The sequence below is a fragment of the Tenacibaculum sp. E3R01 genome, from assembly GCF_003318185.1.
Lineage (GTDB): Bacteria > Bacteroidota > Bacteroidia > Flavobacteriales > Flavobacteriaceae > Polaribacter > Polaribacter halocynthiae.
Genome location: NZ_QOCC01000007.1, coordinates 61,970 through 84,649, shown reverse-complemented (window position 1 = coordinate 84,649; position 22,680 = coordinate 61,970). Strand labels below are relative to the sequence as shown.

Annotated in this window: 25 protein-coding genes and 1 tRNA gene; 12 read left to right on the top strand and 14 right to left on the bottom strand. The window is 26.8% G+C overall.

Translation table 11 applies throughout. The features are described 5' to 3' along the window. Positions 1-75 precede the first annotated feature (75 nt). The 3 genes from DS884_RS18355 to DS884_RS18345 all read left to right on the top strand — a co-directional run bounded on the left by DS884_RS18355 (position 76) and on the right by DS884_RS18345 (position 910). Positions 76-252 carry a hypothetical protein gene (locus DS884_RS18355; protein WP_158530802.1) on the top strand — a complete coding sequence of 59 codons (177 nt, stop codon included), beginning with the start codon at positions 76-78 and terminating at the stop codon, positions 250-252. Between the two features lie 200 nt (positions 253-452). Continuing rightward, positions 453-602, top strand: coding sequence for a hypothetical protein (locus DS884_RS18350; protein ID WP_158530801.1), 150 nt, complete (start codon positions 453-455; stop codon positions 600-602). 167 nt (positions 603-769) lie between these two features. Further along, positions 770-910, top strand: coding sequence for a hypothetical protein (locus DS884_RS18345; RefSeq protein ID WP_158530800.1), 141 nt, complete (start codon positions 770-772; stop codon positions 908-910). Between the two features lie 1,014 nt (positions 911-1,924). Here the strand turns inward: DS884_RS18345 and DS884_RS00490 are convergent. The 3 genes from DS884_RS00490 to DS884_RS00480 all read right to left on the bottom strand — a co-directional run bounded on the left by DS884_RS00490 (position 1,925) and on the right by DS884_RS00480 (position 3,475). Continuing rightward, entirely contained in the window at positions 1,925-2,164 is a 240-nt protein-coding gene (locus DS884_RS00490; RefSeq protein ID WP_093870906.1) for a hexameric tyrosine-coordinated heme protein, read from the bottom strand. A 67-nt stretch (positions 2,165-2,231) separates the two neighbouring features. Further along, the gene (locus DS884_RS00485; protein WP_093870905.1) at positions 2,232-2,855 is read right to left on the bottom strand and encodes a Crp/Fnr family transcriptional regulator; all 624 of its coding nucleotides are present in this window, start codon (positions 2,853-2,855) and stop codon (positions 2,232-2,234) included. Between the two features lie 77 nt (positions 2,856-2,932). Then, the gene (locus DS884_RS00480) at positions 2,933-3,475 is read right to left on the bottom strand and encodes an HD domain-containing protein (RefSeq protein ID WP_093870904.1); all 543 of its coding nucleotides are present in this window, start codon (positions 3,473-3,475) and stop codon (positions 2,933-2,935) included. Positions 3,476-3,660: 185 nt separating this feature from the next. On the opposite strand from DS884_RS00480, the gene DS884_RS18545 reads away from it, so the two are divergent. The 3 genes from DS884_RS18545 (at position 3,661) to DS884_RS18695 (ending at position 5,107) form a co-directional block, all read left to right on the top strand. Beyond that, the gene (locus DS884_RS18545; protein WP_176974402.1) at positions 3,661-3,819 is read left to right on the top strand and encodes a hypothetical protein; all 159 of its coding nucleotides are present in this window, start codon (positions 3,661-3,663) and stop codon (positions 3,817-3,819) included. 521 nt (positions 3,820-4,340) lie between these two features. Then, positions 4,341-4,511 carry a hypothetical protein gene (locus tag DS884_RS18340; RefSeq protein WP_158530799.1) on the top strand — a complete coding sequence of 57 codons (171 nt, stop codon included), beginning with the start codon at positions 4,341-4,343 and terminating at the stop codon, positions 4,509-4,511. 461 nt (positions 4,512-4,972) lie between these two features. Beyond that, positions 4,973-5,107, top strand: coding sequence for a hypothetical protein (locus DS884_RS18695; protein ID WP_255405196.1), 135 nt, complete (start codon positions 4,973-4,975; stop codon positions 5,105-5,107). 1,636 nt (positions 5,108-6,743) lie between these two features. Here DS884_RS18695 and DS884_RS00475 read toward each other — a convergent pair. The 5 genes from DS884_RS00475 to DS884_RS00455 all read right to left on the bottom strand — a co-directional run bounded on the left by DS884_RS00475 (position 6,744) and on the right by DS884_RS00455 (position 12,381). Continuing rightward, positions 6,744-8,321: a hypothetical protein gene (locus DS884_RS00475; protein WP_113785364.1), complete on the bottom strand. Its 1,578-nt coding sequence runs from the start codon at positions 8,319-8,321 to the stop codon at positions 6,744-6,746. A 611-nt stretch (positions 8,322-8,932) separates the two neighbouring features. Beyond that, positions 8,933-9,008, bottom strand: a tRNA-His gene (locus DS884_RS00470). Positions 9,009-9,063: 55 nt separating this feature from the next. Continuing rightward, entirely contained in the window at positions 9,064-9,780 is a 717-nt protein-coding gene (bshB1, locus tag DS884_RS00465) for a bacillithiol biosynthesis deacetylase BshB1 (protein ID WP_113785363.1), read from the bottom strand. Then, the gene (locus DS884_RS00460) at positions 9,777-10,934 is read right to left on the bottom strand and encodes a trans-sulfuration enzyme family protein (protein ID WP_113785362.1); all 1,158 of its coding nucleotides are present in this window, start codon (positions 10,932-10,934) and stop codon (positions 9,777-9,779) included. Before DS884_RS00460 ends, bshB1 begins: the two co-directional genes overlap by 4 nt. Positions 10,935-10,971: 37 nt before the next feature. Beyond that, positions 10,972-12,381 carry an MATE family efflux transporter gene (locus DS884_RS00455; RefSeq protein ID WP_113785361.1) on the bottom strand — a complete coding sequence of 470 codons (1,410 nt, stop codon included), beginning with the start codon at positions 12,379-12,381 and terminating at the stop codon, positions 10,972-10,974. A gap of 152 nt (positions 12,382-12,533) precedes the next feature. Here DS884_RS00455 and DS884_RS00450 point away from each other — a divergent pair, with 152 nt between their 5' ends. The 5 genes from DS884_RS00450 to DS884_RS00430 all read left to right on the top strand — a co-directional run bounded on the left by DS884_RS00450 (position 12,534) and on the right by DS884_RS00430 (position 15,547). Beyond that, positions 12,534-13,286, top strand: a complete 753-nt coding sequence (locus DS884_RS00450; RefSeq protein WP_113785360.1) for a Rossmann-like and DUF2520 domain-containing protein — start codon at positions 12,534-12,536, stop codon at positions 13,284-13,286. Further along, positions 13,270-13,797, top strand: coding sequence for a KdsC family phosphatase (locus DS884_RS00445; protein ID WP_093870896.1), 528 nt, complete (start codon positions 13,270-13,272; stop codon positions 13,795-13,797). Before DS884_RS00450 ends, DS884_RS00445 begins: the two co-directional genes overlap by 17 nt. A 27-nt stretch (positions 13,798-13,824) precedes the next feature. After that, a complete protein-coding gene (locus DS884_RS00440; RefSeq protein ID WP_093870895.1) occupies positions 13,825-14,400 on the top strand; it encodes a Crp/Fnr family transcriptional regulator in 576 nt (191 codons plus the stop codon). Between the two features lie 195 nt (positions 14,401-14,595). Continuing rightward, on the top strand, positions 14,596-15,051 hold the full coding sequence (locus DS884_RS00435) for a DUF1772 domain-containing protein (protein WP_113785359.1): 456 nt from the start codon (positions 14,596-14,598) through the stop codon (positions 15,049-15,051). A 70-nt stretch (positions 15,052-15,121) separates the two neighbouring features. Beyond that, positions 15,122-15,547, top strand: coding sequence for a DUF2147 domain-containing protein (locus tag DS884_RS00430; protein WP_093870893.1), 426 nt, complete (start codon positions 15,122-15,124; stop codon positions 15,545-15,547). Positions 15,548-15,626: 79 nt separating this feature from the next. On the opposite strand, the gene msrA is transcribed toward DS884_RS00430, so the two are convergent. The 6 genes from msrA to DS884_RS00400 all read right to left on the bottom strand — a co-directional run bounded on the left by msrA (position 15,627) and on the right by DS884_RS00400 (position 21,072). Then, entirely contained in the window at positions 15,627-16,250 is a 624-nt protein-coding gene (gene msrA, locus DS884_RS00425; protein WP_093870892.1) for a peptide-methionine (S)-S-oxide reductase MsrA, read from the bottom strand. 67 nt (positions 16,251-16,317) lie between these two features. Then, entirely contained in the window at positions 16,318-18,693 is a 2,376-nt protein-coding gene (locus tag DS884_RS00420; protein WP_233487082.1) for a M1 family metallopeptidase, read from the bottom strand. Between the two features lie 246 nt (positions 18,694-18,939). Further along, positions 18,940-19,479: a DUF4252 domain-containing protein gene (locus DS884_RS00415; RefSeq protein WP_093870890.1), complete on the bottom strand. Its 540-nt coding sequence runs from the start codon at positions 19,477-19,479 to the stop codon at positions 18,940-18,942. Positions 19,480-19,545: 66 nt separating this feature from the next. Beyond that, positions 19,546-20,046 (bottom strand): DUF4252 domain-containing protein, encoded by a 501-nt coding sequence (locus DS884_RS00410; protein WP_113785357.1) that lies wholly within the window; start codon positions 20,044-20,046, stop codon positions 19,546-19,548. A 53-nt stretch (positions 20,047-20,099) separates the two neighbouring features. After that, the gene (locus DS884_RS00405) at positions 20,100-20,576 is read right to left on the bottom strand and encodes a hypothetical protein (protein WP_093870888.1); all 477 of its coding nucleotides are present in this window, start codon (positions 20,574-20,576) and stop codon (positions 20,100-20,102) included. Beyond that, the gene (locus DS884_RS00400; protein WP_093870887.1) at positions 20,563-21,072 is read right to left on the bottom strand and encodes an RNA polymerase sigma factor; all 510 of its coding nucleotides are present in this window, start codon (positions 21,070-21,072) and stop codon (positions 20,563-20,565) included. The genes DS884_RS00405 and DS884_RS00400 overlap by 14 nt, the downstream gene beginning before the upstream one ends. 159 nt (positions 21,073-21,231) lie before the next feature. Here DS884_RS00400 and DS884_RS00395 point away from each other — a divergent pair, with 159 nt between their 5' ends. Continuing rightward, complete coding sequence (locus tag DS884_RS00395) at positions 21,232-22,680, top strand: S41 family peptidase (RefSeq protein ID WP_113785356.1); 1,449 nt, start codon at positions 21,232-21,234, stop codon at positions 22,678-22,680.

Below are 22,680 nucleotides of genomic sequence, written 5' to 3'. Positions count from 1 at the left end.
CTTACTTTTAGTAAGGTTACTATTTCAAAAAAAACATCTTAAAACATTAATTTTAAACAACTTAAAACAAACATCATGTTAAAAAAAATTTCAAATCTTGGAACAACTTTAAACAAAAGTGAACAAAAATCTATTAATGGTGGTAATTGGACTCAATGTGGAAATTCAACTTGTTGTAGAACATTACCTAATGGATATGTATTAAGAGAACCTTGTAGATGTTATTCTTGGGGTGGTTGTATTTTATTATAATGTAAATAAAAGTAAACTACTGGGGTTAAAAAGTTCTCCTGTAGTTTACTTTAACTATCTTTCTTTTCTTAAAAGAATATATAACCAATCTATATATCTAAAGCTACTTACAACTCACCTTAACTTCTCCATGTAATTATCTAATTTTTGATTATTTTATTGATTTTATAAAGTATTTTAAAAGGATAAAATCTATAATTATGAAATCAAAACCAACATTAGTAAAGCTTATCAAATCGTACGGAAATAAATATGATGTTAAATTTCCTAAACTTAAATTCGAAATAACTATTGATCGTTATTGCTACAACAAAATGTCTAATAATCCTGAAGAATATAAATTTATATAAGCTTATCTTCTTTGGTGAAGTTATGAAACAGTTTTAGCTAGTTATTTTAATGTTATTTTTCTTTTTTGTTACCTCTAGAAGTTATTTCATAGAACTCGGAAATATTTCAGATTATTTTTCAAAAATCAATTTTAACTTGCTTATTAAATAATATAAAATTTAATACTATGTTAAAAAACATTTCAAAATTAGGTACTACTTTAAACAAAACAGAACAAACATCAATTAACGGAGGAAAAGCACCACTTTGTCCTTATCCATTAAAAGCAAAATATAATCCATCTACACGTTCGTGGTCTTGTAGGTAATTAATAATATTAAAAAAAGCAGGATAAAACCTGCTTTTTTACTTACACTAAAATATTTTTTAAATAAACATAGACGTACTTCATCTAATACATAAATTGCTTTCTACTGAATTAAGTTATAATTGTTATATAATTTAAAAGTTAGTTTTTAATTTTTAGAAAAAAATAGTTACCAGAAAAGAAATATTCAGAGGAGTTTTTTTGTTTTACAAGACACTACTAAATTACAATTATTTCTATTAAATAATTAGCGATTTCTATGTTTTTTATCTTACTCATTAGCTTTATAATAAAAAAATAATATTTTTATTAATATTTACATTTTTAAGTTATTTACAATATCAAAAAACCTTCTAAACCTCTCTAAAACACTGAGTTTTCTAATGGTTTACCCTTAGTAAAAATTCAGGGTTTTTACCTATTTTAAAATTTCTTGATTTATACAATATTTGCACTCTTTAAAAACAATAATCGTTAAATTTTTAGAAGGGTTTTAATTATTGTTTAGAAGGGAGCTTTATAAGCTCCTTTCTTTTTTTAAAGCAACATGTTATCCTACCTTTTAATAAAAACAACAATAACTCTCCTCTTAATTTACTCTGATTTATTTAGCTTACTATAGAGTTCTTTATGTGACTTTTTTATTTTTTTAGAGTCTTACAAATAAAAAGAAGATAAACACGTTTTTATCTTTAACGATAGTTTTTAAGACCCGTGGGGACGGGCTTAAGGTTTGTTGGTCTATTATATTATTTAATAGGCCAGCTTTTTTATTAAATACCATTCATCTACAGTTAAGTTCTATTCAACTATTTTTTTTAATTTAAACTTTTGTTTTAAAGTATCTTTATGATGAAGTTTTAAGTAATTTCATTTTTAGTTAGTTTAAATTAGTTGGAAAGAAGAAGTATTTTTGAAGGGGTACTTCTTCTTTTATATTAAACTTATTTTTACAAAAAACAGCACTCAATAAGTGCTGCTTTTTATTATATAATATCAATCTAATATTTTTTATTATCTCCAATAATTATTTGCTTTAGATATAGTAGAAAATTCTAACGCTACAGTTTGACCGATAGCTATTAACATTGCGGCATCATTTGCATATACTGGACGTAATTGATCTCTTACCTCAGCATTAGGTTGAGTTATTTTAATAGTTAACCTTGCTATTTTTACAGCTAAAGCTCTTCCTTCTTCAGGTGAATTGGTGATTAACGTGTTTTCTGGTATTAATTGTGTTTTATCTAACATTATTTTATTTTTAAATATAAAACAAAGCTATAACTCATAATATCCAAAAACAGTGACTTCTGTCACTTTACAAAACTTTTATTTTTCTTCCCTCTTGAAGTACTTTATTAGCAATACTTAATTTTTTCAATAACCTTGTAATTACCTCTCTTGAAGTACCTAAATCATCAGCAACTTCTTGATGGGAAACACTTAAAACATTCGATGCTTTAATTTGTACTTTATTTTTTAAATAATTTAATAACCTTTCCTCTAAATTATAACATAGTACTTGTTTTGTTGTATTTAATAAATCTTTATAATGTCTCTTATAATCAGACAGTACTAGATTACCAAAGGATGGATATTTTTTTAACCACTTATTAACCTTATCAATTGGAAGTAATAATAATTCACTATCTAGTTCTGCAATAGCTGAAAACCCTGCTAGTTCTTTACTTGATATATGAGCAAAACTATAAATACAAGTTTCTCCTGATGAAATATAATATAAAAGAAACTGTATAGAATCTTCATTACTAAACACTTTAATATTACCACTTAAAACTATAGGCAAAAAACGTATTAACCTTCCTTGCTTAACAACAAAATCACCTGCTTTAAAACTTTTTAAAATTGAATGTTCTTCAACTTCATTCAAAAGTTCTTTTTCAAGTACAGGAAAACATTTAGCTAAAAAAGAAGTTTTCATTATAGGTGTTATTTTTAATTATTTACTAATACAACATTGGTTTACATACTTACAAGAAAGTATATATTTTTTAAATATTAAAAACTATTAAATAAACTTTCATATTCCTTTATCTTACTTTCTAACCTTTTATTTAAATAATCATTTTTATTATTAAGTGTAATTGATATCAATTTGGCTTCTTCACAATATTTAATTATTTTTTCTTTACTCCAGTGTATTGGTGGTTTTTGTAAATTTGTTATTCTATCAGCAATCTTAACCATTCCAACTTCTTTTTCCTGCTTATTTATACGCATTAAACTATCAAGCATTCTATCTTCTTTTAAAGCTATATCTTCATTTTTACTCAACGCTTGAACAGCATTTGCTATTGACTCTCCAAATTTATCCTTTAATTCTTCAAATTTAGTATCTGTATCCTCAATCGTATCATGAAGCAAAGCTACTTGAATTGCATAATTAATATCAAAATTACTTTTAAAATTATAAGCAACTAATATTTCCATCGCTACATTTGAAAGATGTAAAAGATAATTAGAATTAGTTCCTGGCACTTTTTGATTACAGTGTTTTTCTCCAGCAAATTTGATTGCATTTTGATATAATTCTTGTGTCATATACGCTTTATAACTTAATTTAAGTTTCTTAAAATTTTATCTAAAGTTACTATTTACTTTATTAATAAATATTTTTTTTTGTAGAGAAAAAAGTAAGGTTTAGCATTACTTATTGTAAGGTTCATTTTTATTCTTTTAATTTTTAAGAAACTATTTTTAAGAAATTAACTTTAAATTATTTAATTATGTTTAAAAATGTATCAAAATTAGGTTCTATCTTAAAAAAATCAGATCAAAAAACAATTAACGGTGGTTTTTGGCCAACTACAAAAGAGGAATGTTTAAGATGTGGTGGAGAATGGGGAATATTATGTGCTTTACCTATGGACTCTGTTTGTTTATAAAATGTAAGTAAACTTTCGGTTCACTTTTTTATAACTGTACATTTCAAATACTCGTACAGTTATTATTAGGGTATATTAAACTTTAATTGTTCTACTTATTCATAAAAGGTTTTAAGAATATAAATCTAATTTTATGTAGTTAATAAAGCAAAGCTCCCTCGGGAGCTTTTTTAAATTTATATACTTTACTACTAAATAAAAACTAAACTGTATACTTACTTCAATCTTAAGTTATTTTTGAAATAAATTGATTAGATCTAAAACAAAGCATTCTGAAAGTGATTACTTATTTTTTTAGATTTTTTTTAGGGTTAACTTATTTTAAACTGTTATACAACTTCATAAAATAAATTTAGGGGTAAAGAAGTTTTATGAGATTAACACAAATAAGCTTCTTCGGAAGCTTATTTTTTTATTTAAATATTATTTTACACCAAAATATTCACTATAAATTTTACTCATATTATTTTTTTTGTAACAAAAAATTATTTTTAGCTACTTATTATTAAAACATAAGTTATATGAAAGCTAATTATTTTTTACTATTTATCGGTATTTTAGGTTTAATCTTTTGCGGTTATCATGTTATTTCAGGCAACGAAACAAGTACTAGTATTATTGGTTTTATTTGTGGTGCTAGTTTAATTTGGGGTTATATAAAAGAAAAAAAGCTAATATCTAATAAGGTTTAGGATGTTTCTAAAACTCCTAGTTATTATTTAATAACCACTAGATAAATTGATTATCTAACTCAATTATTTAAATTTAATTTTGTATATTATAAAAAAGATTTTTTAGATCCGTGGGGACGGTTTTAACTTATGCTGGTCTAACATTTTGAATAGGCCAGCATTTTTTTATACTACTTTTTCTCTTATTTAAATTTAATTTTGTATATTTAGGTATTACATTTTTGTAATGGGATGATAAATAATATCTATTTTTATTTTAACATCCCCTTATAATGCCCACTATAATGGTGGGTATTTTTTATTAATACTTTTTTTAAATAAATTCCCCATAATGATTAATTGCTCTCTTGATAGTATTTAGCCCGAAAAGTAAGGTTTATCCTTACTATGTTTATAGTTTAAATATTCACATTTGATTTTAAAGAAATTAACTTTAAAAAATTAATTTAAATTATTTTATAATGCTAAAAAACATTTCAACTTTAGGAACAGCTTTAAATAAGGCAGAACAAAAAACAATTAACGGTGGAGTTATATACTGCCCTCCTTGTGCTAGAAAAGGAGCTTTAGGATGTAATTTACGTCAATGTGAATAACCATATTTTATTAAAGCGAACTTAGTGTTCGTTTTTTTTATCTTTACTTGTTTCAATTTTATTTTACCATTAAATACTCCACTAATGGTTTACCCTGACAACTTAATGGTTTACCCTAGTAAAATTTCAAGGGCAATCCCTTATTCTTTATTATTAGCTTTTTACTTAATTTTACTTCATATTATTCAGGATTTATAAGGGGATCCTTAATAAAGAACGGTAAGCTAGTTTATTTTAAACTAGCTTTCTTTTTTATAATATTATAGCTCATTCAATATTATTAGAAACATTGTTTACCAATACATCACTACAATAACAAACTATAAAAAGTATTTTACTTTAAACAATGTAAACTACATCATAAACCTAGTTAAATACTATTAAAAAATTGTTTTAGCATACATTAAATTCCGTAGTCATATCTCAAAAAAATGGTAGATAAAAAATCCTCTCCCTTTATAAGATGTTTAACAATTAACTAGAACTTTGTAAAAGCACTTAATTAGTCCTTTTTTCATTTTAACTTTAAAAACATTCCTTTTATCGATACTTATACTTACTTCATCAAATATTCAATTAATTTATTTTTATCATAAAGTATATTTACTGTATAGTTTAAAAATTTAATTTTTCATTTTTAGTAATAGTTTGGTTAAGTAAAAGAAGTATTCCGTGGGGGACTACTTCTTTTCTTTTATCTATTAACTTTTTACGTAATTAACTAATGGTTTTCCATTAGATAGAATTCAGGGATTTTAAGTATTCATATTTTAATATATTGTCCGTTATTTTGGTTCGGCTAAAAGAATATTTTTAGCTATATATTTTTAACATAGAACGGACAAGAAAAAGAAGTTATCCGGGGGGACTACTTCTTTTCTTTTTCGTTCTACTTGTTTTTATTCAATATATATTTTTATTCATTTCTTCATATATTTCTAATAACACAGTTTACTCGTACAATACAATTTCTCATCTATTACTCATTTACTAAGGTAAATTGCACAAAAAATAACTATCTATTTTATAAACACATAGACAAAACCTTACCACTTACCGTAACTTATTTTCGCTTCATCTAAAACACTAATTAACAACACTAATCTTATACTATTTTTATAGTGTAGTTTTGAATTTCATTTTTGAAATTCGTTTGGTTAGTTATTAGAAAAGAAGTATTCTTTATGGTTACTTCTTTTCTTTTTTGCTAAAAATCATTATTAGCTCCCAATGATACTATCCCTTGATCTTTATGACCTGTATGTGCAACGATTTATGTAAATTTTGTAACTAATTGATTAGAACCTTTGCTCATACTCAACACCACTTAACCATTGGCTACTATACCAATATCTCCAAACATTTCCATTTAACACACCATCTTTTAGTATCTCGATATAAGCTTTTATTGCCTGTAAACGTGAATGGAATTTAGTGCGAAGTGTAAATAATAGTAACCAACGTTCTTTTTTCTCCTCTTATTTAGGAGTTAGTTATATTTTACCAGCGCTTTTATAATAAGCCCATACTTTATCAAAAAAAAGTATCTCAACATTTATTCTAGGTAATTTATTTGACATATCATTTTTAATAGTATAAAAATGATAGTTGTCAAACTAGATAAATTAGGACTAGTTTACTTTCTAGAATATTTTCTAAATGACTTAATTGTTTCAAATATACCAATACCAACAAATATTCGTCCAAGTAAATCAAATATTATAAACCAAGTATTATTAGAATAATTATAAAACTCTGTATCCATAAAATTCAATCTGTGTGTTGGATTTAAAAATTTAAAAAAATTAGCTATGTTATCACTAAATCCATCTGTTGAAAAAGCTAAATCATAGTTCGACGTTAATAACATAACCAAAAAAAATATAAAAGCAATTATAGGTGTAACTATAAAAAATGACCTTAACCAAGAGGTCCCATAAGCACTATATAAATTTGATATAGCAAGGCTTGTTATATCATTAAAATTTTTAACGAGTTCAGTTTTTGGATTAAATGATTTAAGTAAACTATCCTGTGCTTTTCTATAATATAATACCTCTTCTCTTTTATTATTTTTATTTTTTGCTACTGAATATAAGTCATTGAAAACTTCATATAGTTCAATATTCTTACCATCAAATTTATTAGGTGGAAATATAGTGTTATAAGTAGATATTGAGGATAATTTAGAAGAAATTGAAATTCTATTAATTTCTTCTAAATTTAAATTTGAAAATCTTGTATTTCCAAAATCACAATCAATAATTGACAAAAAAGATAATTCACTTAATTTTTCAATAAAAAAATCTTCAAAATCAATATAACGACTAAGTTTCAATAATTTATTTTCAATTCTAGGTAATAAATACATAAAATCTTCAAGTGATAAAGACTCTCTATACCTTTTTTTATGATATTTTAAAATTGACTTTATATCCTCTTCAGAAAATTGTTTTCTTTTAAAATACTCTTTAATACTTATATTTTCTACAAATTTCGAGTGTTTTAAAAAGGTAATCCCTGATATATGAATATTTCCATTGTTTTTTAAATTATCAAATTCTAAAGAAAAAAGATACACAGAGTTAATTAACATCGAGTCATCTATTGTTAATTGATTTGTAGTTAAAGAATTTAAATATATATCTTGGATTAGTAAATGTGTTGTTTGACTTTTGTATATGTCTAAAATACCTATAAATGAAAAGAGCTCTCTTTTTGAATTATCTAAAATTAATTTATTTTTAATTATAGAATCAAAAATTGATATTTTATTAAAATAGCCTCCATAAAAAGAAGCTAAATTTAACTTTGAACTCATGAATTCAATTAACTCGCTTTTTCTATTATCAATGAAACTCAAGGTATCAATATCACATTCATTAAAAACCAATGATTTAAAAGAAGACCTACTTATTATTATTTTGTTAAAAGTACTATCGTTGATTATAAAGTTATTATAAAACTCAACTCCATTAACTATTAATTTATCAATCTCTAAATCGTAAAACGTTATGTGATAATTAAAAATAATATTTTCAATATCAATAACTCCCTTTATTTTTAAATCACTCAATTCAATAAAACTAATGTCATCATTAGTTTCATCATAATAAACAGAATTATAAAACTTTGAGTAAACGTGTTCCGAATTAAGGTAATCACCTTTTAGTATTTTAACAAATTCCTTTGCTTCAATTATTTCTTTTTCCATTAATACAAATTTAAAATTAATAAAATGTTAAAAAAAATAAAGCTCTAAACAATTATATTAAAATAAAATTAATCAATTAATAATGATGCTTGAAAAATATTAGTATTCAATTGCATCACCTTTTGCTCACATTTTGTAATATTTCGTTCTAGATTAAGAATGTTGCTATTTTGAATAACTTTAGGAAAATCATTTTGAAGTTTTTCTTTTCGTTGATTTTGTCTTGTTATAGAAGACCTTAATCATTTTTTTGTTTGTTTAATAGTTCAATAGGTGATAGTTTACTGTAATCAGTTTCTTTGATTTTTGGTATTACCTTATGTTCTAAGTAATAATCAATAATCTTCCAAGTTTCATTGATTCTATCAAACAAACGATCTATCTCTAAAATAATGGATAATGCTTTGTATTCTTATTCTTTAACACCAGTTTTCCAATTTTTAGGAGTTATGATTGGATAAGTGACCGAGCAGCCACTTGAAAGTGAAATAATTTTCTTCATTTTTTACTTACATTTTTTGGTACGTTTGCTGGCACGTTTGTTTAAAATGTAAATCTTGCAGGATTGTAAAAAACAAAAAAGTCCCTGTAAATACAGGGACTCTATTTCTGGGTGGAAGACGGGATTCGAACCCGCGACCCTCGGTACCACAAACCGATGCTCTAACCAACTGAGCTACAACCACCATTTGAATTGCGAGTGCAAATATAAGACTGTTTCTGATATCTACAAAACTTTTTTTTAAATAAATTTACTTAAATTTTCAGCAGCAACGTAACGTTCTGATGTAAAGCCTTCTGCAAAATCAACTCCAATTAACCTTCCTAGGTCTCTTGCCCTGTAATTAATACTATCTGTGAAATTTTCACTTGTTATTGGTGTTTCAGGCTCTGTACTTTTAGGATCATAAAACTGAGAAGAGTATGCCAATACAGCATCAATTTTCTTATCCATATAACCAGATACATCAATTACAAAGTCTGGTTCTATATTTTTCCATTGTATATAATGATACACTTGTTTTGGTCTCCATTTATCTTGGTTTACTCCTTCAATAGTTGTTTCTATTTTTAATAGTCCACTTAAAAAACAAGCATCAGATACTAACTTGCTTCCTTTTGGGTGATCAATATGCCTATCATCAACAGCATTGCATAAAACAATCTCCGGTTGATATTTCCTAATCATTTTAATCACTTCTAACTGATGTTCTTTATCATTCGTAAAAAAACCATCAGCAAACTTTAAATTCTCTCTAACAGATACTCCTAAAATTTTTGCAGCATTTGCAGCTTCTTGATCTCTTATTTCTGCAGAACCTCTAGTTCCCAATTCTCCACGAGTTAAATCAACTATTCCTACTTTTTTACCTAAAGAAATTTCTTTGGCTATAGTTGCACTGCAGCCTAATTCTACATCATCTGGGTGTGCTCCAAATGCTAATATGTCTAATTTCATTTTATTGTATTATATAAAGCTTGTTCTATATCTTCTATTAAATCTTCTGTTTCTTCTATTCCCACAGAAAAACGAATTAATCCATCTTTTATTCCTTGACTGTCTCTCTCTTCTTTTGAAAGCAAAGCATGAGATGTTTGTGCTGGGCTTAATACAGTACTTTCTACTCCTGCTAAACTCATAGACGGTTTTATTAACTGTAAATTACGTTGAAATTTCATCGTGTCTATTTCTTTTATTAATTCAAAAGACAGCATACCTCCAAAATATTTCATTTGAGCCTTTGCCAATTTATAGTTTTCATGTGATTTTAATCCAGGATAATATACAGTATCTATATATTTATTTTTCTCTAAATACTTTGCCATTTTAAGTGCATTCTTACTTTGTCTTTTTACACGTAAGTTTAAAGTTTTTAAACTACGCTCTAACATCCAAACTGTAAAATCACTTAAACTACCTCCTAAGTTTTTTGCTATATTCCATATTCTTTTCACATGTTCTTCTGAAGCTGCCACTGCCCCTGCTAAAATATCAGAGTGCCCTCCCATATACTTTGTTGCAGAATGTATCATAATATCAATCCCAAAATCTATTGGAGTTTGATTTACAGGAGATGCAAACGTATTATCAATCATCGTAATAATTCCATGTTTCTTTGCTAAAAGAGAAACTTCATTCATATCTACAATTTTTAATAGCGGATTAGAAGGGGTTTCTATAAAAATTACACGAGTATTACTTTTTATTTCTCTTTCAAAATCTTTAATCGCTAAACTTTTAGTAAATGAATACTCTATTCCAAACTTATCAAACTCTTCTACCACAAAATTATAAGTACCCCCATACAATGTTTCTTGTAAAACTACATGATCTCCTTGTTTTAAAAAAGCTAATAAACTAGTGCTAACTGCAGCCATACCTGATCCAAAAATTAAGGCGTCATCAGTTTTTTCTAAGGCAGCTATTTTTTTACATAAGGCTTCTTGATTTGGAGTGTTAAAATATCTTGGATACCTCTTTACATCAACACTATCAAACAGATATGAGGTAGACATATATAAGGGTGAAATAGCTCCTTTAAACTGTTCATCCTTTAATTCACCTACATGTGTACAAATTGTATTTATTCCTAAATTAGTATTTTTATTCATTTGAAAAACTTTAGTAGCTAAAGTTACAAAAACTACTTTATACCTTCACTGTTTTCCATTTTCCTTTTTTGAAAAGTAATATACCTATAATTGCTATTAAAACCTCAGCCAATGTAATTGCCCAAAATACCCCTTGAGGGCCAAAATCAAATGTAATTGCCATTAAATAAGCAAATGGAAGTTGAAACAACCAGAAACAAACAAAATTTATTAATGTTGGTGTTTTTGTATCTCCTGAACCATTAAAAGATTGAATTACTACCATACCATAAGCATAAGCAATATAACCAGCTGCTATTACTTGTAAACATAAAGCCCCATTGCTAACTACTTCAGGATTATTAGAAAACCACTCTAAAAAAGTAGATGCAAAAAGTATATACACTACAGATACAATTCCCATAAAATAAGCACAATATTTACTCGTAATCCAAACTGATTTTTCAGCTCTATCAGGTTTATTAGCTCCTAAATTTTGCCCTACTAATGTTGCAGCTGCATTACTCATTCCCCAAGCTGGCATTAATGTAAACATCATGATCCTAATAGCAATGGTATATCCTGCTAACACTTCACTACCAAATTCCGACATTATTCTCATCAAAAACACCCAACTTGAAGTTCCTATAATAAATTGACCAATACCTCCAAGTGAAACTTTTATAATATTAAAAATTAAAGCTATATTTAATACTAAATCTTTTATAACTAATTTTATTTTTCCCTTTCCATAAAATAAAATTAACAGTTGAGTTATTACTGCTACTCCCCTTCCAATTGTAGTAGCAATTGCAGCTCCTTCAACTCCATAAGCAGGTATAGGCCCTAATCCAAAAATAAAAATAGGATCTAAAATTATATTTAACCCATTAGATAAAATCAACGTCCACATAGCAATAGAAGCATTCCCAGCTCCTCTAAATATGGCATTAATTAAAAAAAGTAACATCACTGTAATATTCCCACCTAATAATACTCTAGTATAACCAAAACCTTCTTCTATTAAATTTGGTTCACCTCCCATTAAAGCTAAAATTTCTTTTGGGTATACAATTCCTAAAATACTAATTAATATAGATATTCCTATACCTAAAAAAATAACTTGAACAGCAGTTTGATTTGCCCCTACACTATCTTTTTCTCCAGTTCTTCTTGCTATTAAAGCAGTTGCTGCCATACTTAAACCTATTGCTACTGCATAAACTAGTGTTAATACCGATTCTGTAAGACCAACGGTAGCTACTGCGTTTACACTTACTCTTGATACATAAATAATATCTACTAAAGCAAAAATAGATTCCATTAGCATTTCAAGTATCATAGGGATAGCTAACATAAAAACTGCTTTTTTAATACTTCCTTGTGTAAAATCTTGCTGTCTTCCTAGTACAGCATCTTTAAAAAGTGAAAATATATTCTGTTTTGAAGTTTGATTGTTTTCAGTCATTTTAATATAGTATTAAACGTAATATTATAAACCTTGTATTTACAAGGTTCTATTTTAAATAGGTATGTACGAAGTAAAACTTAAACAATCATATGGCAAATATGCAAAAAAAATAACAAAGGTCTTTAGATAAAATCAATATCTTCGCTTTTATGATTAAAGTTGTTATTCTTGGAGCTGGAAATGTTGCTAGCCATTTAATAGATATTTTACTACCAAAAACTGATATTCAATTAATTCAAGTATATGCTAGAAATATAACAAAAATAACTCACTTAAAAAACCATGTTTCTATAACAAATAATATAGAGTTATTAAAAGAAGCTGATATATACATTATTGCAGTTTCTGATAATGCCATTGGTACAATTTCTTCAAAAATAAAAACAAAAGGTTTAGTTGTACATACATCAGGAAGTGTTTCTATAAACTCATTGAATAACAGTGGAAGAAAAGGTGTTTTTTATTTATTGCAAAGTTTTTCAAAAGATAAAAAAGTAGATTTTGATACTATTCCTTTTTGCCTAGAAGCTGAAAATAAAGACGATTTAAAAACTTTAGAAACACTAGCTTTATCTATAGGTAAAAAAATATATTTCATAAATTCTGAACAAAGAAAGCATTTACATGTAGCAGCTGTATTTGTAAATAATTTTGTTAACCACTTATATACAATAGGTAATGACATTTGTAGTAAATATGATGTTCCTTTTGAAGTTTTATATCCATTAATTAAAGAAACAGCTTTAAAAATTCAATCGCTTTCTCCTGAAGATGCCCAAACAGGGCCAGCTAAAAGAAATGATACCAAAACAATAAAAAATCACTTAGATTTGCTTACTAATAAACAACAAGAAATTTATACAATATTAACAGAGTCAATTATAAATGGAAAAAAGTTATAAAGAAATACTACCTCAAATTGATACATTAATTTTTGATGTTGACGGAGTGTTAACTAATGGAATTGTTACCGTTATGCCTGATGGGCAATTAATTAGAAATATGAATATAAAAGATGGCTATGCTTTAAAAGCAGCAGTAAAGGCTGGTTTTAGAGTTTGTATTATTTCTGGAGGAAAAAATGAAGGTGTTAGAACCAGGTTATCAAATCTTGGTATTACTGATATTTACTTAGGTGCTCATAATAAAACTGAACAGTACAACGAATTGGTTAATAAATACCATTTGAAATCTGAAAATGTGCTATACATGGGTGATGACATTCCTGATTATCCTGTTATGAAACTTGTAGGAATGCCATGTAGCCCTAGTGATGGTGCTAGAGAAATTCAGCAAGTAGCTAAATATATTTCAGATAAAAAAGGTGGTGAAGGTTGTGCTAGAGACATTATTGAACAGGTAATGAGAGTACAAAAAAAATGGGACGACAATTTTGATGCCCAGTATGATTAAGGGTACTTTTTAAAGTAATCACTTAAAATGAATAAACTTAAAGAGTATATAAACAATATTAGTTACCTAAATGAAAATGTATTTCGAGAACTAGAGAAATGTTTTACTCCACTTCAATTACAAAAAAAGGATTTTTTTGTTCGTGAGGGAGAGTATGCTCGTAAAATTGGCTTCTTACAAGAAGGGATTGTACGAGCATTTTTTTTTAATGAAAAAGGAAAAGAATATAATAAACAATTTTTTATTGGGCCTTCTATAATTGGTGCTTACACATCATTACTTCTCAAGCAACCAAATACTATTGCCCAACAAGCATTAACTGATTGCAAGATTCTCGTAGCAGATTATGAAAGAATTGAAGGGTTATACAACGACTTCCATGAAATAGAACGGTTGGGTAGAAAAATAGCGGAACTTTATTTTTTAGAAAAAGAAAAAAAAGAAATAGAAATGGCTCTGCTTGACGCTGATAAGCGATACTTAATTCTAAGAAAAGAATTCCCTTCTCTTGAAGCTTTAATTCCTCAATATTATATTGCTTCATATTTAGGAATATCTGCAACTCAATTAAGTAGGATTAGAAAAAAAATCCTTCAATTGTGATTTATGTACATATGTAATTGAAATAGATAAAAAGGTGGTCGAATTTTGTTCTATCATAAATTTAAAAACAATTACTAATATGAAGTATTTATCACCTACTAATCTTAATAAATATTATTTAAGTGTAACTCAAACAAAACTCATTAATTTTAAAACACATATTTTTTATAGAAATTTAAAAATCAAAAATCTTAAATGATGGTAGTACTTCTATTATTATCTAGTGGAATATTAGGCATCTTTCTAGGAGCTCAAATTGCAGAAGCCTTTCTTTTAGTTCCCTACTGGAAAAATTTGAAAGAAAATGACTTCTTTGAATTGCATAAAGTCTATGGTAAAAAAATTCATCATTTTTTTGCTCCATTAACTATCGCAGCAGTATTTGTTCCTTTAATTACTATTATTGTTCATATTTTTTGTCAAACAAATAAAAACAATCTTTTATTAGGAGTAATGGGCTTTTCTACAATAGCTTTTTTTCTAACCTATTTTTTGTATTTTCGAAAAACTAATAAGAGTTTTTCAGAAAGAAGTATAGATAATAAAAAACTTCAAAAAGAGTTAATAAAATGGGGGAATTGGCATTGGAGTAGAATTTTTTTTGAATTCATAGCTTTTATCTGCTCATTACTATTACTAATGAAAAATTAAATAAAACATAAAAAACTACAACCCTTTTAAGGTATAGTATTTGCATAACACTTATAATAAACATATAAAAATGAAAAAATTACTTCTTACTTTTATTTTAACCTTAATATTCACAAACATTAATGCTCAATCTATTTTTGGTAAATGGGAAAATAGAGATGAAGAAACAAACAAGGTAGATAGTGTTATTGAGGTTTATCAAAAAGATGGAAAAGCATATGCTAAAATCATTGAAATTACTGATCAAAACAGGCAAACTGCAGTCTGTGATAAATGTACTGGTAAACAAAAAAACAAAGCTATTTTAGGCATGAATATTTTATCTGGTTTAAAAAAGGATGGAAAAGAATGGAATGGTGGGAAAATTCTAGACCCAAAAAATGGAAAAGAATACAAATGTTACATTAAACTAGAAGATAAAAACAAGCTTAAAATTAGAGGGTACATTGGCTTTTCTTTACTTGGTAGAACTGCTTATTGGTATAGAAAAAAATAATACTATTTTATTCATTATTAAAAAACAGCCATTACAAATATATTTGTAATGGCTGTTTTTTATGATTTACTTTTAGGTATTATTTTAATAAATGAGGAAATTTTCTTTTAAATCGATTTAACCTTGGTATAGAAACGTTCTTTACATAAGAATTTTCAGGATGTAATCGTTCATAATTTTGATGGTATTCTTCAGCCTTATAAAACTTCTTAAATTTTGTTACTTCGGTAGCTATTTTACCATTATAAACCTCTTTGTTTAATTTTTTAATTGCGTTTTCTATTATTTCCTTTTCACCTTGATTTTTATAAAAAGCAATAGACCTATACTGTGATCCATAATCAGGATGTTGTCCATTAACGGTTGTTGGATTATGAGAACCATAAAAAACAGTTACTAAAGTTTTAAAACTTACTTTTTTAGGATTGTAATAAACAGCCACCGCTTCTGCATGTCCAGTTCTACCTGTTCCTATCTTTTGATATGTTGGATTTTTAGTAAAACCTCCTGAATAACCAGAAACTGCTTCTTCTACTCCCTTTACACTTTCAAATACTGCCTCAACACACCAAAAACAACCACTAGCAAAATATGCTACTTCTAATTTTTGAGTTTCTTTAATTACCTTTTTAGGAGCTTTTTCTTTAAAACTAAAGAAAACTGCCAATACTAAAAATGCTACAACTAATTTTAAACCTTTCATTTATTAACTTTTATTTTATTAATTTTTTCAGATTCAAATACTCATTTTTATAAAATCACAACTTTAATTACTCTAATAATTTAGCCATTGCTGTTTTAATAACCTCTATATTTTGATGCTTATTAGTATGATTTTCTTTTTTCTGCATCTGAACCATTTGACGTAATAAATTAACTCCTACCTTATCAAAACTATATTGTTTATACTGTATTCCTTTTACTACAATATCATTTGATAAATTTTGTATTGCATTAAAGTTATTACTCTTAGCTATTTTATCATATGCTTTTTTATATAATGATTGAATCTTTTTATTTTGACTCAAAAACATGCCCGACATTACATTACTTGCAATAAAATTTAATTCATCTTCATCATTTTCTTCTAAATATATACGTGTTAAAGGAGTTGCTATTATCTTTTTGACTTCTAATGGTAATGTTTTTGATTTTTGTATTGCTAGTTGCTTATCAACATAATACATTGCCACTAATGACTTTCCTAAAACTGCATATGATTTACTCTGTAATCCTTTTTCAAAGGCGGGCTTTAATTCTAGATCAGTTAATTTACCTAACGTTTCTATAGCAGCCGCTTGCACTAATGTTTTAGTGTCTTGCATTGCTATTTGTTTAATCTTGTTTATTACTGCTTTCTTTGAATATTTATTAATTAAATTAATATTCTCTAAAGCTAGAATCCTAATCTTATAAAAATCATCGTTCATTGCATTTGCTATTGCTCTGAATGCTTTTTTATCATCTTGCCTTTTAGATACCTCTAATAAAGCTTCCTTTTTATGAGCATAATTTTCAGCATATTTTAACTGATGAATATAATCGCTTAAAATTTTATTCTCTATGATATCGCATAATAAAACACCATCAGAATTAATCTGTATCAGGTTAGGATGCTTTATAAATGGAAAGGTAAAAGAGGCATCTTTACCAGTAACAAAAACCTGATGACGCGTTTTTTTACTTCCTTCAAAAATATCAATTGCTAAAGGGAATTTAAACTCATTGGCTTGATCTTGGATAATATTAATAGTTACTGTTTTACGTAATTTATTATAATCATAAGATATGTTTAATTTTGGATGTCCACTATTAAAATACCATTGATTAAAAAACCAATTCAAATCTTTTCCGCTAACTTCTTCAAAAGCTAAACGTAATTGATGTACTTCTGCAGTTTTGTATTTATTTTGTGATAAATATTTATTCAACCCTTCAAAAAAAGCATCGTTCCCTAAATAATTTTTTAACATATGTAAAATTGACCCTCCTTTATTATAACTAACAGCATCAAACATATCTTCTCTACTATCATAGTTAAAACGCACTAAATGTTTATCAAAATTTTGTCCATTTTTATACGCCTCTCTATCCTCTAATAAATGAGCTTCTGCTTCATTCTTACCATATTTATGAGCCAGCCATAAATATTCACTATAGTTTGCAAAACTTTCATTTACTGTTAAATTACTCCAACTTTCTGCAGTTACTAAATTTCCAAACCAATGATGAAAAGCTTCATGAGCAATCGTATTTTCATGTGTATTCTCATCAATTAATTGCCCTGGCATTTGATATGCTTGCTCACCATGAATTACAGCTGTTGTATTTTCCATAGCTCCACTTACGTAGTCTCTTCCTATAATTTGAGCATATTTATTCCAAGGATATTCAATTCCTGTAACTTTTGAGAAAAAAGCCAGCATTTCTGGTGTATTTCCAAAAATCTGTTTTGCAAATGGGGCGTATTTTTTTTCTACATAATAATTAACTGGAATGTTTTTATATGAATCCTTAACAACCTCATATTCCCCTACCCCCATAAAAAATAAATAAGGAGCATGTTTTTGTGTAAAATTCCAATAATCTGTTCTAGTACCATTACTATTTTTTGTCTGTTTTTCTAATTTACCATTGGATAGTGTAACAAACTTTTCAGGAACAGTTATATAAATTTCTTGTGAAGTTTTTTGATTCGGAGCATCAATGGTTGGAAACCAACAACTACTTGCTTCAGTTTCTCCTTGTGTCCAAATCTGTGTAGGCTTATTTTTATCCAAACCAGTTGGATTTATAAAATACAACCCTTTTGCTGATGTAATCGCAGCGCTTCCTTTTTGTTTAACTTTTTCTGGTTGTGCTGTATATTTTATATAAACAGTAAATTTTTCATCACGTTTATACATGCGTTGCAAATCAATAATTAACTTATAATTATCATAATTATAACTTAATTTTTTATCATTCAACATTACAGAATGAATAATCATTGCTTTGGCATCTAAAATTAATCTATCAGTATCATAAAAATGAGGTTTTAAAGTAACCCATTCTTCACCATTTAATGTTTTCTCTTTAAAATTAAAATCAACTTTTAATTTAGTGTGAATTATATCATGTATTTTTTCACGCTCGGCTCTATACACTCCCTGAGACTGTACTAGCGTTATCTTAAAAAAAAATAAAAATACGAGGATAAACGGTTTTTGAAACTTCATAAATTTTTTCTTTACTAATTAAACTTTTTCGTTTTAGTAATATTATACCGTAATTAAAAAGTTGTGGAATTTCAAAAATAAGAAAATATGACGTTAGGCTTGTTAATGAGCCGTTAAAAAGAAAAAACCATTATACAATGAAGTATAATGGTTAAAAAAAGTTTGTTTTATTTTTTATTTATCTTTAAAAATCATTTTAAACTGATCTAGGTTAACATTATCAGTATTAATTTTTGCTTTTTGCATCATGTCCATAATTTTAGCAGGATTCATGTCTTTTCCTAATATACGAGCAATACCAACACCTAATTTTTTACCGTAACCTAAAGCAACTATCTCATCTATTGCATCAGTCTCTCCTGAGTAATAAATAGCTGCATTCATTCCATCTTTTTTAAAATTCATTAACTTTTTATAAGATGATTTACTTAAAATATCTTTTATCTTTTTTTTCTCAGCCTCATAAGTAGCATCGTCAGTATTAGTATACGGTAATCCAGTAACGTTTATTTTTCTAATACTTTCGTAAGCTTTTTTGTCTTCTTCACTAGTACTATCTGAAGTTAATTGTACAACACTTGCTGGAATATCTAATGATATAAAACCTTTTTTATCTTGACTATCTACTAAATAAGTTTGTAAAGATTCTTTATTATTACAAGAAACAATTACTAATGCAAAAAGCATTATGGAATATATATATAGTTTTTTCATGTTCTTAATTTTTAAATTAATGAAAAAGAAAGTTGAACTAAGAGTTCAACTCTCCTTTAATGTTTACTACTTATTTTTTGAGTATTTATTGGCAATTTTTGACAGCTTATTTACATCTATTTCACCAGATAATGAAATAACCGTAGAACTTGATTTATTATCACCTCCTTTATTCATGTTTTTTACAAACATCAATACTTCACTAACTATTTCTTTGTTTTTTGTTGCCTTAATATAAATTTTTACTCGTGAATTTTTATCTTTAACACGCATTAATTGAGTTAAATTAGAACTTTTAATAGCCTTATTTACCATACTTTCCATTTTAGAAGCTACACTTCCATCTTCAGTAGAAAATATCTTTAACTCATTTAATCCTTTAGCCATGTTAAATATTTCCATATCATCAGATTTTGCATCTGGAAACTTCTCTAGTAAAACAAACATATCTTTTGTTACTACTACAGCTGATACTTCGTCTAAATCTTCTAATTTATCGAACATTGATTGTCCAAATGATACGCTTGATGTTATGATAAATGCTAGTATAAATATTATTTTTTTCATGATATTCTATTTTTAATGTACTTGGTTTATTTTTAGTTTACTTGGTATTTTAATTAATTGTTTACTGTTTTTATTACTTTATTTACAGTATTTTCATAGGTACTCAACTGTCCAATTGCATTTTTTCCTTTATTAATGTTACTTGAAACTGCATATAATGCTTCGTTTCCTTTATTTAAGTTGATTGAAACCATTTGCAATGCCTCTTTTATTTGTGCAAACTGTTTTCTCTGTAAATGCTCATCATACTTTTGTTTCCCTGTGTAAATACTAATTAATAAAACTACTGATGCTGCTACTGATAACCATTTCCAGTTCTTTTTTCTTTTTATCTCAGGTTTTAACTGAATGGTTTTCGTAAAAACTTCATCTTTACTTTCTTTAAAATAATTAAACATTACACTATATTCATGCAAGTGAGGTGCTACATTATTACTTCTAAAGTACTTTTGTAATACTTTCTCTTCTTGCAAAGTTGTTTCTGCGTTTAAATATTTATCTAATAACTTTTCTATGCTAGCTAACTCCATAGTTGTGTTTTTTTATTAATTCTTGTCTTATTGTTTTTCTTGCTCTTGAAAGTGCTACCCTTACTGCTGTCGGTTTCATATCAACCACTTTACATATTTCATCAAAATCATACTCTTCAATATCTCTTAGTTGAATTATTATTTTTTGCTGTTCTGGTAGTTTTTCAATTAGCCTGTGTACTTGGTTTACTGTATCGTTATTTTCTACTTTTTTTTCTAATGGTGTTTCTTTTTCTTTATAATTACTGTGAACTAATGTTAAATTACCTGCTTGCTTAGATTTTAATCTATCAAAACAATAATTTTTTGTCATAGTCATAGCAAAAGCTTCAACATTTTTATACTCTGAAAGTTTTCCTTTATTTCTCCATAACTTTAAAAACAACTCTTGTGTGGCATCTTCAGCTTCTTCTGTAGAAACTAACAATCTTTTTGCCAAACGAAAGACCTTGTCTTTAAATGGTAAAACAACTTTTAAAAAGTTTGATTGATTCATTGTTTAGTTAATTAGTTAGGTAAACTTATAAATAATTTTATTCTTTTTTATCAGGTTTACATAATTACGACGACACAGTATAATGTTTGTTACATCAATTATAAAAAAAATAATATAATTCATTAAATTGCGTTATAATTTTTAGCAAAAGCCTACTATATGAAATTTTTTAAAATACCTTTATTCTTACTTGTTTTTTTTACTATAACTTCTTGTAGTGAAAAAGAACCTACTCCTGAGAATATTGAAGTACAAGATTTTGTATGGAAAGGATTAAATGCCTATTACTTATGGCAAGATCAAATTCCTGACTTATCTGATAGACGTTTTTCTTCTGATCAGCAATTATATGATTATTTAAATGGATTTAATGATAATCAAAATTTATTTAAAAGCTTATTAATAGCTAATGATGATAGATCTACACTTATAGATGATTATACAACCATAGAAAACCCTAAAAGAAATGCCATTACCAGTGGATTAGAATTTGGAATCATTGCCGAACCAGGAAGTACCGAGAATGTATTAGGGTATGTAACACATATTTTGCCTAATTCAGATGCAGCTACGAAAAACATTACTCGTGGTGAATTTTTTCATGCTGTTGATAATGTACAACTAACAAGAACTAATTTTCAATCATTGCTAGTTACTAATCAAAATGCATATACATTAGAAATGGCTAATTTTAATGGTACTATTGTTACTCCTAATACAAAAAGGGTAGCTTTAGTTAAAGCTCAATATGACTTTCCTGCTGTATTTCATGAAAAAGTAATAACAAATAGGACTAATAATATAGGTTACCTAGTTTATAACAATGATTTTTCTACAAATTACATTAGTGACTTAAATACAACTTTTCTAAACTTTAAAAACCAATCGGTAAATGAATTAATTATTGATTTTCGCTATAATATTGGAGGTGGAAGTTTTGCTGAAAATATTACTAAAATTGCATCTATGATTACTGGGCAATTTAAAGATGAAGTTTTTATAAAAAAACAATGGAACACTAAAGCTCAATCATGGTTTGAAATTAACCAACCTGATTCATTGAACACTAAGTTCACAGAAAAGTTAAATAAAAACACAGCTATTAATAGTTTGAATTTAACAGATGTATACATTATTTTAAATGGGAATGAATTTACAGGTTCTCCGGCCACTGAATTATTAATTAACAGTTTGAAACCTCATATTAATGTACATGTTATAGGTAGACAAACTGAAGGTAATAATACTGGAACTATTCTTTTATATAATTCAGAAGATTATGATTTTGACAACAGAAATGTTACTCACACTTTTGCTTTAAAACCTATTGTTTTAAAATTTTTAAATAAAGATAAAGTGACCTATGAAAACGGATTTACACCCAATATGGAACTTTGCCCAAATGAAGATGTTTTGAACTTGGGAGTTTTAGGTGAAAATACAGATCCTATATTAGATAGGGTTTTAAATTATATATCATCAGGAGCTGTTGGTGCAACACCAAGGTGTAACGCTAATAATTTTGAATATTTATACAACAGCATAACACCTCAAAGAAACTTAAATCAAAACGTAACTATAACACAAAATTTACCTAATACTAATTAA

Bases quoted from the DNA above. Each gene is read 5' to 3' on its own strand.
- DS884_RS00490 (WP_093870906.1), bottom strand. From the start codon at position 2,164: ATGTTAGATAAAACACAATTAATACCAGAAAACACGTTAATCACCAAT.
- msrA (WP_093870892.1), bottom strand. From the start codon at position 16,250: ATGAAAGGTTTAAAATTAGTTGTAGCATTTTTAGTATTGGCAGTTTTC.
- DS884_RS18350 (WP_158530801.1), top strand. From the start codon at position 453: ATGAAATCAAAACCAACATTAGTAAAGCTTATCAAATCGTACGGAAAT.
- DS884_RS18545 (WP_176974402.1), top strand. From the start codon at position 3,661: ATGTTTAAAAATGTATCAAAATTAGGTTCTATCTTAAAAAAATCAGAT.
- DS884_RS00415 (WP_093870890.1), bottom strand. From the start codon at position 19,479: ATGAAAAAACTATATATATATTCCATAATGCTTTTTGCATTAGTAATT.
- DS884_RS00435 (WP_113785359.1), top strand. From the start codon at position 14,596: ATGATGGTAGTACTTCTATTATTATCTAGTGGAATATTAGGCATCTTT.
- DS884_RS00400 (WP_093870887.1), bottom strand. From the start codon at position 21,072: ATGAATCAATCAAACTTTTTAAAAGTTGTTTTACCATTTAAAGACAAG.
- DS884_RS18340 (WP_158530799.1), top strand. From the start codon at position 4,341: ATGAAAGCTAATTATTTTTTACTATTTATCGGTATTTTAGGTTTAATC.
- DS884_RS18355 (WP_158530802.1), top strand. From the start codon at position 76: ATGTTAAAAAAAATTTCAAATCTTGGAACAACTTTAAACAAAAGTGAA.
- bshB1 (WP_113785363.1), bottom strand. From the start codon at position 9,780: ATGAAATTAGACATATTAGCATTTGGAGCACACCCAGATGATGTAGAA.
- DS884_RS00405 (WP_093870888.1), bottom strand. From the start codon at position 20,576: ATGGAGTTAGCTAGCATAGAAAAGTTATTAGATAAATATTTAAACGCA.
- DS884_RS18695 (WP_255405196.1), top strand. From the start codon at position 4,973: ATGCTAAAAAACATTTCAACTTTAGGAACAGCTTTAAATAAGGCAGAA.
- DS884_RS18345 (WP_158530800.1), top strand. From the start codon at position 770: ATGTTAAAAAACATTTCAAAATTAGGTACTACTTTAAACAAAACAGAA.
- DS884_RS00475 (WP_113785364.1), bottom strand. From the start codon at position 8,321: ATGGAAAAAGAAATAATTGAAGCAAAGGAATTTGTTAAAATACTAAAA.
- DS884_RS00445 (WP_093870896.1), top strand. From the start codon at position 13,270: ATGGAAAAAAGTTATAAAGAAATACTACCTCAAATTGATACATTAATT.
- DS884_RS00395 (WP_113785356.1), top strand. From the start codon at position 21,232: ATGAAATTTTTTAAAATACCTTTATTCTTACTTGTTTTTTTTACTATA.
- DS884_RS00430 (WP_093870893.1), top strand. From the start codon at position 15,122: ATGAAAAAATTACTTCTTACTTTTATTTTAACCTTAATATTCACAAAC.
- DS884_RS00450 (WP_113785360.1), top strand. From the start codon at position 12,534: ATGATTAAAGTTGTTATTCTTGGAGCTGGAAATGTTGCTAGCCATTTA.
- DS884_RS00480 (WP_093870904.1), bottom strand. From the start codon at position 3,475: ATGACACAAGAATTATATCAAAATGCAATCAAATTTGCTGGAGAAAAA.
- DS884_RS00440 (WP_093870895.1), top strand. From the start codon at position 13,825: ATGAATAAACTTAAAGAGTATATAAACAATATTAGTTACCTAAATGAA.
- DS884_RS00455 (WP_113785361.1), bottom strand. From the start codon at position 12,381: ATGACTGAAAACAATCAAACTTCAAAACAGAATATATTTTCACTTTTT.
- DS884_RS00485 (WP_093870905.1), bottom strand. From the start codon at position 2,855: ATGAAAACTTCTTTTTTAGCTAAATGTTTTCCTGTACTTGAAAAAGAA.
- DS884_RS00460 (WP_113785362.1), bottom strand. From the start codon at position 10,934: ATGAATAAAAATACTAATTTAGGAATAAATACAATTTGTACACATGTA.
- DS884_RS00410 (WP_113785357.1), bottom strand. From the start codon at position 20,046: ATGAAAAAAATAATATTTATACTAGCATTTATCATAACATCAAGCGTA.